A 14,493-nucleotide genomic window follows, 5' to 3' on the forward strand; every position below is an offset into this window, starting at 1 on the left:
ATCGGTAATCATTAAGCTGTCACGCATTTAAACCACTAACGAGGCTTGTAGGGTGCGTCAAGAGTGAACACTTACGCGAAGGATGCGGGAAACACTTCTGTACTGACGCACCCTACTATCGTCTTTTAAATGCCGAACAGCTTAGGAGTTTTTGCAATAACAAATTCCCGATGCCAGATGCCCCATTCCCAATGCACGATGACTACCTATAATCCGAAGTCTGAATATTCTTGAGCTTCGCAGCATATTTCATACCGTATTCCGGGCGACAGAAGCGATCGAGCTGAGCCTCAAAGAATGCCCTATTTGCCTTCAAATGCTTCGGATTGGGGTCATCCAAAGGATACAAAAGAGCCGTCCGCAACGCTTGAAACACTGCCGAAGTAACGCAGTACATCGATCGCTGAAATGTCACTCCAATTTGATTGAGAATATCATCTTCGCCGCGACAGCGCTGTTTGTAGAAATCCATCAAATAAGGTGGCAGGAAATGCAGCATATCTTGTGCTAGCAAAGTCGGCGGAATCCCCGCCGTACCTACCGGGAATTTGTCTGCATACAAAACTCCGTAGTGGAAGTCTTTTTGGTCGTCAGGAACTTCCTTAGCTTGAGCATTGTAAGATTTGGTTCCTCGGAACGGTGAAGTGCGATAAAATACAGCTTCCACGTAAGGTAACGCTGCTTCATAAAGCCAAGTGAAACCCTTAGATTTGGGGATGATTTCGTAGGTTTCGCCGTCGATTTGAACGTGGTGGTAAATCGGGCGTCCGGCGATCGCAAATATGCCATTTACTAGGAAATCCATCGCCTGCGGGACTGTCGTAATTTTCCCTTCGTCGTACAAGTCGGAAACCTCAAAAAACACCGGCGCCATGACTTCCCAGAATAAACCGAGATTGCTGTAATAAGACATTTGGCGGCACTGTTCTAAAAACATTTCGGGAAATGCTTTGTGAAGTCCCAGCATGAACGGGTCTTTTTTGAAGTAAGCTTTAATTGCCCGATCGGCATTAGCCTTATATTCGTCACTGTCCAAATAAGGATCGAATTGATTGGTAGGCACGTACAAGCCCCGGTGCCAAAGCATTGACCTCATGCACTCTTCGGCAAATTCCATGTTAATGCGATCGTGCCACAAATGGTGAAACAGCCGCGGGAGTTTACCAGTTTCACCCTTCTCCATGAACTCCAAGAGTTCCGGGTGAACGCTGCCAGTCCCGCGCCAAATCCGCAAATCTGCACCGTCACCTGCATAGTGATTTTGTAAATCTAAATACTCTTGGGGTAAAAAGTATTTAAAGAAAGGAAGCGGGTGTAAAAATACCCGTTCGGCGATGTAAAGCAAGTCCCGCCAGTAAAAGTCCATCGGCACCGCGTAAGCTTTCCAAATAGCGATGATTTGCATCAGATTTTCCGGCGTATCTGGAATCATCGCACCGCCAGATTCTAGCCTGTGAATTACTTCGGCAAATTCGTGTTTGGAAGGAGGTAGTTTAGTTGCTGGTTTATTAGGGGTTTGTACCATTGTTTCTTCCTTGGATTGAGTGAATCTAAATATTTTGAATTATTGCAAAAAGCTGCGATTCTTTAACTGGTTTTCCGGCTCTTCTTGGTAACCGATATCCAGGCCGGCGAGCCGGAAAATTGGAGGCAGAGCCTCCGGATCTGCGTTTCCAGGCAGAGCCTGGAAACGAGTAGATGCTTAGTCTGCAGAGGCGGACTTCGTTGGTGTAGACGCGATTTCCCTATCCGAGTGTTCTAGGGGATAGCTAATAGCAACTTGGGTATTTCTGTCCGCCGGCAGAGTAGCCACGATCGCATTTGTAGTAGATTCGCTCCACTTGAGCAGCCAAGCAGGTTGAATTCCCAACACAAAAATGATGCCCGCCAAAACCAGCGCCGGCATATTTTCAGCAAACGTAACTGGAGGGTAGTAAGCCGTGGCATTGTCCAACTTGCCAAAACAGGTGCGGTTGAGCAGAATCACAAAGTAAACTGCTGTTAAACCCGATGCTAAAATGCAGAGTAAAGTCGGAATTGGAAAGATCGAGAAACTGCCTTGAAACACTAAAAATTCGGCAATAAAACCCACCAAACCCGGAATTCCGGCGCTTGCCATGCCGCCCAAAACTAACAGAGAACTGGCAGTGGGTAAACCCCGCATCGGGTTCATCAAACCGTTGAGTACGTCCAAATCCCGCGTGCCAACTTTGGTTTCGATGATGCCTACCAAATAAAATAGCAAAGCTAAAATTAAGCCGTGGCTTACCATTTGCCCGACTGCACCGATTAATGCCAACTTCGTACCCGCGGCGCAGGCAACGAGGATATAGCCCATATGCCCGATCGAACTATAGGCTACCATGCGCTTGATGTCTTTTTGGGCGATCGCGCTCAAAGCCCCGTACATCACGCTCACAGTCCCAATAATCGCTAAAACGGGAGCTATAATCGACCAAGTTTCGGGAAACATCTGCAAGCCGAACCGTACTAAACCGTAAGTTCCCAACTTCGCCAGAATCCCTCCCAGCAAAATTGCTGTTGCTGGCGAAGCTTCCACGTAAGCATCCGGTAGCCAAGTGTGCAGCGGCACCAAGGGAATTTTAATTCCCAACCCAATTAGCAAAATTGTTAGCAGGATTAACTGCACATTTCTCGGCAATTCTTGAGTGGTAATCGCACTGTAATCGAAATTTAAAGAACCGCTCAGCCAAGCGACACCCAAAAATGCTGCTAGCACTAAAAGTCCCGAAACTGCCGTGTAGATCAAAAACTTCATGGCAGCGTATTCCCGCTGCTTTCCGCCCCAAATCGCAATCAACAGGTAAAAAGGAATTAATTCTACTTCGTAAAACAGTACAAACAGCAGCAAATTTTGAGACATCAAAGCTCCGGCAATACCAGCATTGATTAGCAAAATCAAAGCATAGTAAAGCTGGGGGCGCTCCATCTTTTCGCCAGTGCCGTAAATGACTAATAGCGTCAGCAAAGCACTTAAAACCAGCAGCGGCAAGGACAAGCCGTCAATGCCCAAGTTGTAGCTCAAACCTAATTGTGGAATCCAAGGCAAATATTCTTGAAATTGCAGTCCCGAATTGGCTGTATTGAATTGAGTCAAAAGCCAGATATTCCAAATGAAAATAGCTGCTGCAAAAGCCGAGGCTATTGAACGCAGACGCATCCCATTGAGATTTCCGGGCAGGAACCCGACTACCGCAGCGCCCAACGCGGGCAACCAGAGCAAGGCACTAAGCATAATGTGTGAAGAGTGAAGAGTAAAGAATCTATTTTGTCGCCTATTCTCTTTGATAATTTGAGAGTTTATATGTTAAACTTTCCCCCAATTATCAATCCCAAATTGCATCACGACTCAGGAATAATAGTGACGGTTCCAGTATCTAAATCGTAGTATCCACCCACAACTTTCAGTTTATTCTCTTGAATTAACTTAGAGATAACTGGAGAGGCTTTCAGCCTGTTAGCTTGCAGCATAACATTCGCTTTGACGGCATTTTCTAGACTATCGCCCGGTTGGTTTTTCGAGCTTTCTACAGCCGGCTTAATAGCGTCGATCAAACTGCCAATTTGACCGGGAACTTGAGATCCTTTGATGGTTGCGTCTACCGCACCGCACCTTTCATGGCCGACTACCATAAGCACTTTTGCTCCCAGTACCAGCGTGCCAAATTCCAGGCTGCCGATTTCTTCTGGGGTAGCAACATTTCCGGCCACGCGACAGACAAATAAATCTCCAAATCCTTGATCGAAGACAAATTCCGAAGGAAAGCGGGAATCTGCACAGCCAAGAATAGCAGCAAAGGGTTTTTGAGATTTGGCAACTTCGGTGATGCGCCCAAAGTCTTGGTGGGGACTTTGGCGTTTTCTGTCAACAAACCGCTTGTTGCCGTCGATTAACTTTTGCAGAGCTGCATCGGGAGTCGAGTCATTTTGAGCAATTGCCGGTTCGGGTGCAGCCAAATCAGCGCCTGCTCCTGCTGCGAGTATCCCTGTACCAATAGCACCTGCGACAAATTTGAGGGAATTGCGTCTGGAAAGATTGAATTGTCTGTTGTTTGAGGTCATTTATGCTGCCTTATTTGAACGAATGGGAAATCTTTGTTCAAGACTTCATGTTTTTAAGATTTTAGATGAAAACTGTCACCTAAAATCTTCAAGCTTATATTTCTTTACCCGCCCACAATCAGCGACAGGCGAGCTAGCAGTGGCCAGCTTATCAGCAGTCCCAAAAGTGCCACTCCGAACAGAATTGTCAGGGCGTAAAACTGAGTTTGACCGTTAACGTTGTATTTGAGGCTTTGCCCGCCGAAAACCGTTGCAAAACCGATTAAATTTACGAAGCCGTCAACAATATTGCGATCGAACCAGGAGATGATTTGAGCAACTAAACCGACTGCAAATATCACTGTGACGCGGTAAAGTTGGGCAGTGTAAAAGTCGTAGGCAAAAAAGTCTTGCAAAGCTTCAGAACCAATTCGCACCGGTTTTTCCAATTTCTCGTTCAGGTAAACAAATGCTCCGGCACCGATGCCGATCGCCGTTGACAAAACTAGCAGTCCACTTGCGGTATAATTCAAACTTGCCCCAGGCAATAAATGCCACGCAGCCAGCAAGTGCGGAACGTGCAAAGTAAAGCCCATTAAAACAGTCATCGGCAAGATAAAAGGCCAGTGAACTTCCGGCGAACGTTCGGTCATTTGCTTGGGTTTGCCACCGAAAACTAAACCGAAGACGCGCACCAAGCCAAAAGCAGTGACGCCGTTTACAAACAGCACTATTCCTAACAGCAAAGGATGAGTTTGCCAAAGCCCGGATGTGAAGTCTTCTAAAGCCCAGAAGCATCCGAAGGGCGGCAGTCCAACCAATCCAGCGCTACCAACAATAAACGATATCGCCGATATTGGCCGCTTTCCCCACAAACCGCCGAGACAGCGGACATCCTGAGTGATGCTGTTCCAAACTACCGAACCGATGCTCATCACCAGCAAACCCATTGCCAAGCTGTAGGCAAATATTAATGTCAGGGCTGTCTGGGCTTGTCCTGTGCCGACGGCGATAAATACTAAGCCCATGTAAGAGCTGACAATATAGGAAAGCGTGCGCTTGATGTCAATTTGGGCGATCGCAATTAATGAAGCACCAACCGCCGTCGCAGCGCCTACAATAATAGTTGTCTTCAGTCCGATCGGCGACAAAGCAATAACTGGTTGCAACTTAATCAATATCCAAGCACCAGTTTCCACAACTACGGTGTTCCGCAAAATTGTCGCCGGCAGCGGGCCTTCCATCGCCTCATCCAGCCACAGGTGCAAGGGAAACTGAGCGCACTTACCCATCGGGCCGGCAATCAAAGCTAAAGTCAGCAGTGTCGCTACAGTAGGGTCAAGCTTTGCAGTCTGAGCCCAAACAGCCAACTCGTCAAAATTCCAAGTTCCAGCCAGCGGCAGAATTGCGACTACTCCCATCAGCAGGAATAAATCTCCCACCCGCTTGGTTAAGAAAGCGTCGCGGGCTCCTGTCACCACCAAAGACTGATTGAACCACAGCCCGACTAGCAGGTAAGTACCCAAAGTCAGAACTTCCAAAATCATGTAGCTGAAGAAGAGAGAATTGCACAGTACCAAGCCGCACATCCCCGCTTCAAACAGCCCCATCAAGGAAAACAACCGAGCCCAGCCCCAGTCCATTTCCATGTAACCGAAAGCATAAATCTGCGCCAGCAAGTTCAGTCCGGTAATCAAAACTGTCGCCCCGACGGTGACAGCAGAGATTTCAACGGGAATGGTTAAGTCTAAACCTGCTACATTTAGCCAGGGAATGAACTGGTGTTGCGCTGGTTGGTTCCAGATAGCTGTGAGGGCGATGACGCCGTGTAGGAAAGCGAACAACGTTAATATGGCGTTCACATAACCGGATGGTCTTGGCCCCGTGCGACGGGTAACTGCCGGAAACCACAGTATCGACAGAACTCCACCGATGAGTGGATAGCAAGGTATAAACCAAACCGTCTGGAGTAAGATTTGAGCCATTGGCATTACCTGTAAAGGTTACAAAAATTTAAAATTCTGAGAATAATTACGATCGCGCTGACGACAGCACTGAAAAGCCAGAAGGCAGAATGAGAGGCTATTTTGGCGTCAGTATTCGAGTTACTCGTTGTTTTGAGACTAGGGGGGAAGAATAGACTTATTAATTTTATATTAAGTATTGCGTTAAATTTTCATATTTCTGATTCAGCATACTTATCTATACCGATAACCTCTACTTATAGGTATATATAGAGGGGGATGGTGTACAAACGAATATTTGTCGATCGCAAGTGCGATCAAACAATGATTTATTGCTCTAAAATATTAAAGCCGATTAAAACCGCTCAATGTCCCAAGCTGATTCTGGAAGTTTGGCTTGGCGCTGCCCCATTGCCCTTGCCCTAACATTCAAAAGACCGATCGGCGTATTGAATAAGTCTACCAGCTCCGAAGAGCCGATCGCACTTTTGGCAGCCGCAACCGGAAATTCCTTGAACAGCCATCTAGCCAGCCGATAAAAATATTCCTGTGTTGTCAATTCTCGCATCAAATCGACACCGTGGAGTTCGTGCAAATATTTATTAGATTCGCCGTACCGATACCATTGACTTTGCAACTGTTTTATTGTAGAACGGTGGCGGTGTCGGACGATCGCATTTTGAGCAAAATACATTTTATAGGATGTTTCCCGCAAAATCCGCCAACACAAGTCAGCATCGCCGCCACTGGTGAGGTAAGGGCGAAATAATCCTACTTGTTCTAAAACTAGCCTGCGTACAGCTAAGTTAGCGGTTTGACCGTAGGGACAAAAAGGGTGAGCGAGAGTATGTTTTTGAGATAAAATATTTTGGCGATCGGCGTGTTGTTCTAAAATAGTTTTACCGGGCAATGCGAGTATTTCCCCAGCGCTAATTCCTATTTCTAAGTCAACGAATGGCTTAACTAAATTTTCCAGCCAGTCAGATTCCGGGCGACAGTCTGCATCGGTAAATGCAATGATTTCGCCTGTTGATGCGCGAATTCCTTTATTGCGGGCGGCATAGGAACTTTGAATCTGATTTTCGGCGAGGTGGCGAATGGTTATTTGATTGAAATTGCTTCCCCCACTTACCAAAGGGGGAACTGAAGGGGTGTTAGAGCCTGCTGTTTCGAGGATTGCTGAAGTGCGATCGCGACTGTTGTTGTCTACTAATAGATATTCTACTCTGTGTGGCGGATAAGTTTGTGATCGCAGGCACTCGATCAACTCCGGCAAATCCATCTCGCCGTTGTAAACAGGCACAACCACCGAAACCTCCGGTAAAAACGTTTTAGTCATTCACAAACAACCGTAAACGATAGCATAACTAATATTGAGTAAGAGTGAACGAACCGCGAAGGCGCTAAGGAGGCTAAGGAAGATAAATAAGCAAATGTAGTTCTTCCTTTGTCCTATAAGCGTCTTCGCGGTTCTTCAAATAATTAAAAAGCGTTACTAAGTTCCATTGCATTAACGGGAATATAAATGGTCAAAATTATAACTAACTTCCGAGCCTTAAACAGGCAAGATGCCTGTTCCACAACTGCATTCAGTTCTTGTGGAACAGGCATCTTGCCTGTTTCTTTGAAATAGTAGAAAATATCTCTTACATCCCCTGTGCAATCCGTCACGCAATCCCTTCTCAACTGTTTTTTGTCAACATCAGAATCATTAAAACTAACGCCCCATTAGTTAAATAAAAAATGCCAACAACCTGAGTTTCCAACCAGCCGCACAACTCTAAATGATGGTGCAGCGGAGCCATTCTTAACAGACGTTTGCCGATGCCATCAGGCCCTTTTGTAGCTTTGTAATAACCTACTTGAGCAATTACTGACAGCGTTTCAATAAAGAAAATACCGCTGATAATTAATAATATCCAAAGGCTATTTGTTAATAAAGCTACCGCACCCAACGCACCGCCCAAAGCTAAAGCACCTGTATCGCCCATAAACACCTTGGCTGGATTGCGGTTGTGTGCTAAGAAACCGAAACAACTGCCGCTGATGCAAGCGCAAAAAATCATTAATTCTGGCGAAGTTGAGGCTACAGATGCGCCCAATCCCAAAAGTGCGATCGCGCCCAAACCGCCCATCAAGCCGTCAACACCATCGGTAAGATTAGTAGCATTGCTTTCGGCAACTAGCACAAAACCAGCCACTGGCCAGAACAGCAAACCTAATGGCAATACCCAACCGAAAGGCAAAGTAACATTCGTAGAAATAGCAGGTTGATGAAACATCAGCCACAGACAAAATAGAGCAGCAAAACTTATTTGCAAAGCCAATTTCATCCGAGGTGAAATACCTTTGTTCGACTTACGTCGCAGAATTTGCCAGTCATCAATCCAGCCAATGAAACCGTAAGCTAAAGTTAAAGCGGATACGGCAACAACATCTGAGTTAAACTTAGACCAAAGTAAAGCGACTGCTACCCCTGCAGGTACAAAAAAGATGCCTCCCATTGTCGGGGTTCCCGCTTTTTTCAAATGTGCTTGGGGGCCGTCTTCGCGAATTATTTGTCCAGCTTTTAGTTGCTGGAGTACGGGAACAACTGCATAGCCCAACCCCGACGCAACTAAAGCACAAACAACTAGCGGCATAAATAGCGATGCAGGTAAATTCAAAAATCTATCCGCTGCTACATCTAAACCTATCGCTAAAATGCCGAGCCCCAAACCCAGCAGCAGGAATAAATTCTTGCCTGTAAGTTTGAAAGGCAGACTAAAAGGGATTTTCTCATCCAAAAAGTTATCCATAACACTCCTCACCACACACTATTTGAGAATAAGCAATTGACAATGGGGGAATATGGTGCGATACAGGAGATTGAGAAATCTCTTAGTTTTTCTTCCCTGTTTCCGGTTGATTTCTTCACCCTTCTACCCGTTATTCTTCGCCTACACTCACATCCTCTTCTACTTCCTCTTCTAAATCATCGTAAGGACTGTCGTCAACTGCCATAAGTTCAGAAATTTCTTCTTCGTGCAGATAGTCGGGTTCTTGGACATCCCTTGCTAACAGGCGATTGTTAGATTCCAACCAGTCTAAAAGAGAAGATTGCTGTTTTAATGGAATTACATCCGCAGGTAAGTGGCGAGGAATTTGACGCAGAGATGGGTTGTACATGATTATCGGTTTTTAAAGACAAAGACGCGATCGAGTGAGGTAACGTTTTGCCGACGAACTACTAATTTGATCAAGCACTTGCAAATCGGGCATTTAGCAAGGCTAAAGCATTATACCACAGGCACTGTTTGGTTCCGGATCGGATAAGATGGGAGACCCTAAAGGCGATCGCCCCCAAGCATGGGCATGAGGATAACACTAAAATCCGCTCTTGCCAATCCTTCTTTAGCCGTAAGCATTGTAATCTGAGACGATCGTCTTTAAGATATCGCGGGACAGGTGGCGATCCTATTGTGCAAGCTTCCCGAACGGCAAGGGGTTGATTCACAACAGTCTCCTGGATTTTCATCAAAGCCTGAGCCCGAATGCCCTCTGGCTTTTTCAGTCAACTCTCAAGCAATAAATCTCAGAATGGATACAACGGCAGCGGTTTTATACAACAAAGAGGGCTACCACACCGGAGGCAAAAAACTTCTGGGGCGTCATTCAGCCGGAGAAGGGTTTCTCAAAAGCTTAGTCCAACACGGAACCGCTGAATCTCTCTACTGTTGCGCCGATAGCGAAACAACCTTTAAGGAGTTTTGTTCGCACATCCAACCTTGGTTGCAAAAACCTCGGAAAGTTCGCTGGATTCCGATGGAACGACCGGATTTGCTATCTCAACCGGGCACAATTTACCGACCAGATCCGGTTCTGTCGCAGATGGTTTGGGCGCGCAGATTTGTCGATCAGCGGGCCTACAGCGTTTGCGGCGTTACTCACACGATCGGTACACAATACATCATGGGGGCGATCGGCGATTTGATCACCGCACCCATGCAGCCTTGGGACGCCCTGATCTGCACCTCTGCAGCCGTGAAAACAGCAGTAGAAGGAGTTATGAGGGAGTGGTCTGAATATTTAGCCCAGCGGAACGGCGGTAAACCGGAAATTTTAGTCAAATTGCCGGTTATTCCCCTAGGAGTGGATTGCAGCGCGTTTCCGCAGGGTATGGAAGCAGTTAATACTCGTCGCCAACTGCGACAAAAACTCGGCATTTCTCCCGACGATATTGTTGTGTTATTTGTCGGTCGATTGATTTTTTCTGCAAAAGCTCATCCGGTACCCATGTACATCGCCCTAGAACGGGCCGCACAACAGACAAAAGCCAAAATCCACTTAATTCAAGCCGGTTGGATAGAAGATCCGAGAGAAGAACCCGACTTTAAAAATAGCGCGCCAATATTTTGTCCCTCGGTGAATGCTATTTTTTTAGATGGGAGACAGCCAGAAATTAGAATAAATATTTGGTCGGCGGCCGACATTTTCATTTCGCTGTCCGACAACATTCAAGAATCCTTCGGACTGACACCAATAGAAGCTATGGCGAACGGACTGCCGGCCATAGTCTCCGATTGGAACGGATACAAAGAATCTGTACGCCACGAAATAGACGGCTTCCGCATTCCCACACTCATCCCGCCCCCGGAATCTTGTTTAGATTTAGCCTTAAATTATCTTGACGGCAGCTTAAATTGGCCGACTTACATGGGTCACACTTCCCTCGCCACAGCAGTTGACATTGATGCTTGTACCCTGGCGTTGTGTCAATTAATTGAAAACCCAGAATTGAGAAAGCGGATGGGGGAAAATGCGAGACAAAGGGCGAGGGAAATTTATGATTGGAAAGTAGTAATTGCTGCTTACGAACAATTGTGGCGGGAATTAGCAGAAATTCGCTTTGTGGCACCGGAGTCAGCACCTTTAAAACCTGGGAAGCCGCCTTATCCCCTAGGCGACGATCCGTTTCGCGTATTGGGTAATTATGCGACTAGAAGTTTAAGCCATGAGATGATGCTGAGTCTGGGTGCGATCGCCACACCAGAACTTTTAAAGCAGGTACAGAAAATTAGGTTTACCAGTTTTGGTGAGGATAGGAGAATATCTGTTAACATTCAGATGGAGATATTGGATACAATTAAGCACGAAGGTGCGATCGGCGTGGGGGAACTTATCCAACGCTACGTTAAAAACGAGCAAGAATTAGCCTACTTGTATCGGACTCTGCTTTATTTGGTGAAATTTGATATCTTAGTTATTAGTTGTTAATCCTCTGCGGACTCGGCGATTCAAATCGCTACTACACAAAATTTCCTGCCTCTCGCTTGAGACAGAAGAAAAGAGCGGTCTGACTTTTGCCTCACCTTCGATAATTAATCCGTGTATTCGTGTCAAAATCCGTGTCGTGCCTTCCTTCTTAAAAAATCATGCTTAGAAAATCTGCACTATTAGAGATAATTGCTGGTAAGAATCGAGGTTTGCTGGCTACGGCTAGCGACAAACAAGCGATTTTAAGCGCGATCGCCCAATTGGAAGATTACAACCCCACACCGCGCCCTATCGAAGCCGCAGAGCTTTTAAATGGTGATTGGCGGTTATTGTACACCACCAGCCGCGACCTGCTGAATCTTGACAGTTTTCCCTTGGTGAAATTGGGTCAAATTTATCAATCTATCCGCGTCAAAGAATCTAAAATTTACAACATTGGCGAACTTTACGGCTTGCCTTATTTGGAAGGAATTGTCAGTGTAGCTGCGAGATTTGAGCCAACTTCCGAACGGCGAGTGCAGGTGAAGTTTGAGCGGTCAATTGTGGGTTTAAGCAGATTGATTGGCTATGAATATCCGGGGAAGTTTATCGATGAGATTGAGTCGGGGAAAAAGTTCGCTGCTGTAGATTTTGGGCTGGATACTCGCGAACAGCAGGGATGGCTTGATATCACTTATTTGGATAAGGATTTGCGGATTGGACGGGGGAATAAAGACAGCGTATTTGTATTGACAAAACAGTGATTTTGTGAGCGGTGATTAAGTGCGATCGCAATTTCATCCGCGTTTATCCGCGTTCATCTGCGGTTAAAAATCCAAAATAATATATCACTTCTGCAAACAATTCAAGAGTTCATCAGTATTCTTACTCCGTCGGTTTTTCCTGTTCTTTTTTTTCCATCGGCATTGACTTTCTGACAGCTAGCACTAACTCCGCTTCGGTACATCGATACAAGTCCCGCATTCGGAATACTTGCCAAACTTCCATTTTTGGCAATGTTCGACCCTTTTCCCAGTTGCGAATTGAAGATTCCGCACATTCTAGTATATGTGCTACGTCTATAATTTTCAGCCCTGCACGTTCTCTTAAGGCTCTCAGATCCATAGCTGACCGAACCTTTTGAGAAAAAAAACGTTAAGTTTTACCGTTAATAGTTGACGGAAGTGAGTTGTTTGATGTTTAATCATAGTAGTAGAGGCGTTAGTCGATTCCCGCCAAGAGACTTACTAACGCCCTTTCCTGTACTCCTTACGAATACAACACGATTATGCCACAAAACGGTTATCAACAGGGATTCGCTGCGAATCCTGGGGCGATCGCGTACCAAAAACGCCTTTACCCTTGGGCGATCGCCAAACTCATGCCCAGTATGCAGCGGGCGATTGTGGGGCGATTTCGCAGTCGATCGGATGCTGACGGACACTTGCTGTGTCTGCGTCAACTGATGCCTCAAACAACGCTTGTCGTAGTTTTTGACTTGCAACCAGACTTAGAAGTACCAATTGCGGCGCCCACAGCAATTCGATAAGCACAAGGATTGCGATCGCCATTTGTAGGGGCGGTGCCCCCGTGCCCACCCCCTTCGTCTGCAAGTCGATCTTTCTTGCATTTTCTTCCTTTTTAAGAATGACTCAGACTCGATAATTCATCCGTGTATCCGTGTAGGCATTCCTTTTTCCTTCGGCTATAAATAGCTACTTAAGTTAGGATAATTTTATCCTCAATTTGCTTTTAAATCATGACTTCTACAACTGTAAAATTCATCTTGCCTCAACTCGGTGAAATTCCTCAATGGCAAGCCGCGACATGGGAAGATTATGTAGCAGCCTGCGAAGATCCATCTTTGGAGGAAGCCAGAATATTTTTTTATGAAGGATATCTTTGGATAGACATGGGTAATGAAGGGCCTCAGCACGCCAGATTTAACAACCTCTTGACGCTGGTATTTTACGCCTGGTTTGTCAGCAAAGGAGGACAAGCTTTCGATGATTTGGGTGGATGTGTAATTGAGAAGCCAAAGGTAGGAGGAGGTGCGCCAGATAGAATTTTATACATCGGCGGAGAATTCATCCAGTGGCAAAAAGGGGAACCGCGCCGAATTAATCTGAATCAATCCCGAATTCCCGATTTAGTAGTAGAAACTGCCGATACTACTTTGGCGAGTGATTTAGATGAAAAGAAGCGGTTTTATGCTGCTTTGGGAATTCCTGAGTATTGGGTAGTAGATATTAAGGGCGAGAGAGTTTTGGCATTTCGCTTGCAGGAAAACGGGAAATATCAGGAATGCGAAATTTCCGGTGCCCTTGAAGGATTGCCAATTACTTTACTATCGGAGACTTTGAAACTTTTGGGTGAGGGAAATGGGACGGCGGCGATGTGGTTTGCTCAACAAATTGGGAAGTTGTAGAGAGGTTGGCGAACAGTGCGTTAGCGAAGCCCTCGAAGAGGATCGCACGCGATTCACAATAATTGTTTCAAGCTCTACTCTAGGGCTGCCACAATCTCTGAGAATGTTGATATTTGTGCTAAGCTAATCTACAAAAGATGTCACTATCGTGCAGTAACCTTTCTGTGATTTAAAGGAGCAAGTCAATGAATATTGTCTTAAAGCCGGAATACGAAGAGTTTATTCAAGCGGAAATTAAAAGCGGAAAATATGGCAGCGCTGAAGAACTAATTGGAGAAGCGATCGCACTTTTAAGAGAACGAAAACAACGCATCGAAGAACTCCGCCAGAAAATAGCAGTGGGAACTGCACAAATTGCTAAGGGACAAGTGACAGATGGAGAACTTGTGTTTGCCAAAATTCAAGAAAAAATAGATCGAAGAGAACAGTCAGGGGCATGAACAGTTATACATTTTCAGATGAAGCCGTCCGAGACTTGAATGAGATTTGTGAGTACATTGCTGGCAATAGTTCCAGGGCCGCCAGCGAGCTTTTTGATGCAATTCGTCAAAAATGTAAACTTGTCGCCGAATTTCCCAATATGGGCAAACGCTATGAGAGGTTATCCCCCAACTTGCGCGGATTTATTGTTAGGGATTATTTAATTTTTTATTACCCGAGATCGGACGGGATTGATATTGCTCGCGTGCTGCGGGGCGATCGAGATTTGGAATTATTGTTTTCAGAGTCAGGGGAAGATTAATTAGCTTTGAATATATCTGAACGGGCGATCGCACTTGAAAAAAAGGGCGATTCCCTACGGGA

15 protein-coding genes are annotated in these 14,493 nt (G+C 45.8%); 6 read left to right on the top strand and 9 right to left on the bottom strand.

Annotated features, from left to right (window positions below; all coding sequences use genetic code 11):
• Positions 1 to 202: 202 nt before the first annotated feature.
• The 8 genes from QUA10_RS16635 to QUA10_RS16670 all read right to left on the bottom strand — a co-directional run bounded on the left by QUA10_RS16635 (position 203) and on the right by QUA10_RS16670 (position 9,194).
• A complete protein-coding gene (locus tag QUA10_RS16635; protein WP_333083548.1) occupies positions 203 to 1,525 on the bottom strand; it encodes a CO2 hydration protein in 1,323 nt (440 codons plus the stop codon).
• A gap of 177 nt (positions 1,526 to 1,702) precedes the next feature.
• Complete coding sequence (locus QUA10_RS16640) at positions 1,703 to 3,256, bottom strand: NADH-quinone oxidoreductase subunit M (protein ID WP_333083549.1); 1,554 nt, start codon at positions 3,254 to 3,256, stop codon at positions 1,703 to 1,705.
• Between the two features lie 107 nt (positions 3,257 to 3,363).
• The gene (locus QUA10_RS16645) at positions 3,364 to 4,083 is read right to left on the bottom strand and encodes a carbonic anhydrase (protein ID WP_333083550.1); all 720 of its coding nucleotides are present in this window, start codon (positions 4,081 to 4,083) and stop codon (positions 3,364 to 3,366) included.
• A 104-nt stretch (positions 4,084 to 4,187) separates the two neighbouring features.
• Positions 4,188 to 6,047 carry an NAD(P)H-quinone oxidoreductase subunit F gene (locus QUA10_RS16650; RefSeq protein WP_333083551.1) on the bottom strand — a complete coding sequence of 620 codons (1,860 nt, stop codon included), beginning with the start codon at positions 6,045 to 6,047 and terminating at the stop codon, positions 4,188 to 4,190.
• 334 nt (positions 6,048 to 6,381) lie between these two features.
• Positions 6,382 to 7,365, bottom strand: coding sequence for a glycosyltransferase (locus tag QUA10_RS16655; RefSeq protein WP_333083552.1), 984 nt, complete (start codon positions 7,363 to 7,365; stop codon positions 6,382 to 6,384).
• Positions 7,366 to 7,508: 143 nt separating this feature from the next.
• Complete coding sequence (locus QUA10_RS16660; RefSeq protein WP_333086312.1) at positions 7,509 to 7,637, bottom strand: hypothetical protein; 129 nt, start codon at positions 7,635 to 7,637, stop codon at positions 7,509 to 7,511.
• 71 nt (positions 7,638 to 7,708) lie between these two features.
• A complete protein-coding gene (gene mraY / locus QUA10_RS16665; RefSeq protein WP_333083553.1) occupies positions 7,709 to 8,824 on the bottom strand; it encodes a phospho-N-acetylmuramoyl-pentapeptide-transferase in 1,116 nt (371 codons plus the stop codon).
• Between the two features lie 130 nt (positions 8,825 to 8,954).
• Positions 8,955 to 9,194: a DUF3134 domain-containing protein gene (locus QUA10_RS16670; RefSeq protein WP_006631296.1), complete on the bottom strand. Its 240-nt coding sequence runs from the start codon at positions 9,192 to 9,194 to the stop codon at positions 8,955 to 8,957.
• Positions 9,195 to 9,605: 411 nt separating this feature from the next.
• On the opposite strand from QUA10_RS16670, the gene QUA10_RS16675 reads away from it, so the two are divergent.
• Entirely contained in the window at positions 9,606 to 11,282 is a 1,677-nt protein-coding gene (locus QUA10_RS16675) for a glycosyltransferase family 4 protein (RefSeq protein WP_333083554.1), read from the top strand.
• A gap of 158 nt (positions 11,283 to 11,440) precedes the next feature.
• The gene (locus QUA10_RS16680) at positions 11,441 to 12,025 is read left to right on the top strand and encodes a PAP/fibrillin family protein (protein WP_333083555.1); all 585 of its coding nucleotides are present in this window, start codon (positions 11,441 to 11,443) and stop codon (positions 12,023 to 12,025) included.
• Positions 12,026 to 12,146: 121 nt separating this feature from the next.
• Here QUA10_RS16680 and QUA10_RS16685 read toward each other — a convergent pair whose 3' ends face one another.
• Complete coding sequence (locus QUA10_RS16685; RefSeq protein WP_332959530.1) at positions 12,147 to 12,386, bottom strand: helix-turn-helix transcriptional regulator; 240 nt, start codon at positions 12,384 to 12,386, stop codon at positions 12,147 to 12,149.
• Positions 12,387 to 12,549: 163 nt separating this feature from the next.
• Here QUA10_RS16685 and QUA10_RS16690 point away from each other — a divergent pair, with 163 nt between their 5' ends.
• The 4 genes from QUA10_RS16690 to QUA10_RS16705 all read left to right on the top strand — a co-directional run bounded on the left by QUA10_RS16690 (position 12,550) and on the right by QUA10_RS16705 (position 14,431).
• Complete coding sequence (locus QUA10_RS16690; RefSeq protein WP_333083556.1) at positions 12,550 to 12,810, top strand: hypothetical protein; 261 nt, start codon at positions 12,550 to 12,552, stop codon at positions 12,808 to 12,810.
• Positions 12,811 to 13,020: 210 nt separating this feature from the next.
• Entirely contained in the window at positions 13,021 to 13,689 is a 669-nt protein-coding gene (locus QUA10_RS16695; RefSeq protein ID WP_333083558.1) for a Uma2 family endonuclease, read from the top strand.
• Between the two features lie 185 nt (positions 13,690 to 13,874).
• Entirely contained in the window at positions 13,875 to 14,129 is a 255-nt protein-coding gene (locus tag QUA10_RS16700) for a type II toxin-antitoxin system ParD family antitoxin (protein ID WP_333083559.1), read from the top strand.
• Complete coding sequence (locus QUA10_RS16705) at positions 14,126 to 14,431, top strand: type II toxin-antitoxin system RelE/ParE family toxin (protein ID WP_333083561.1); 306 nt, start codon at positions 14,126 to 14,128, stop codon at positions 14,429 to 14,431. The genes QUA10_RS16700 and QUA10_RS16705 overlap by 4 nt, the downstream gene beginning before the upstream one ends.
• The last annotated feature ends 62 nt before the right edge of the window (positions 14,432 to 14,493 follow it).

Origin of the sequence: Microcoleus sp. Pol8_D6 (genome assembly GCF_036700965.1) — a bacterium.
Taxonomy (GTDB): Bacteria; Cyanobacteriota; Cyanobacteriia; order Cyanobacteriales; family Microcoleaceae; genus Microcoleus.

Coding starts and splice junctions, on each gene's coding strand:
- mraY (WP_333083553.1), bottom strand. CDS start 8,824: ATGGATAACTTTTTGGATGAGAAAATCCCTTTTAGTCTGCCTTTCAAA.
- QUA10_RS16660 (WP_333086312.1), bottom strand. CDS start 7,637: ATGCCTGTTCCACAAGAACTGAATGCAGTTGTGGAACAGGCATCTTGC.
- QUA10_RS16685 (WP_332959530.1), bottom strand. CDS start 12,386: ATGGATCTGAGAGCCTTAAGAGAACGTGCAGGGCTGAAAATTATAGAC.
- QUA10_RS16670 (WP_006631296.1), bottom strand. CDS start 9,194: ATGTACAACCCATCTCTGCGTCAAATTCCTCGCCACTTACCTGCGGAT.
- QUA10_RS16635 (WP_333083548.1), bottom strand. CDS start 1,525: ATGGTACAAACCCCTAATAAACCAGCAACTAAACTACCTCCTTCCAAA.
- QUA10_RS16695 (WP_333083558.1), top strand. CDS start 13,021: ATGACTTCTACAACTGTAAAATTCATCTTGCCTCAACTCGGTGAAATT.
- QUA10_RS16645 (WP_333083550.1), bottom strand. CDS start 4,083: ATGACCTCAAACAACAGACAATTCAATCTTTCCAGACGCAATTCCCTC.
- QUA10_RS16655 (WP_333083552.1), bottom strand. CDS start 7,365: ATGACTAAAACGTTTTTACCGGAGGTTTCGGTGGTTGTGCCTGTTTAC.
- QUA10_RS16680 (WP_333083555.1), top strand. CDS start 11,441: ATGCTTAGAAAATCTGCACTATTAGAGATAATTGCTGGTAAGAATCGA.
- QUA10_RS16675 (WP_333083554.1), top strand. CDS start 9,606: ATGGATACAACGGCAGCGGTTTTATACAACAAAGAGGGCTACCACACC.
- QUA10_RS16650 (WP_333083551.1), bottom strand. CDS start 6,047: ATGGCTCAAATCTTACTCCAGACGGTTTGGTTTATACCTTGCTATCCA.
- QUA10_RS16700 (WP_333083559.1), top strand. CDS start 13,875: ATGAATATTGTCTTAAAGCCGGAATACGAAGAGTTTATTCAAGCGGAA.
- QUA10_RS16640 (WP_333083549.1), bottom strand. CDS start 3,256: ATGCTTAGTGCCTTGCTCTGGTTGCCCGCGTTGGGCGCTGCGGTAGTC.
- QUA10_RS16690 (WP_333083556.1), top strand. CDS start 12,550: ATGCCACAAAACGGTTATCAACAGGGATTCGCTGCGAATCCTGGGGCG.
- QUA10_RS16705 (WP_333083561.1), top strand. CDS start 14,126: ATGAACAGTTATACATTTTCAGATGAAGCCGTCCGAGACTTGAATGAG.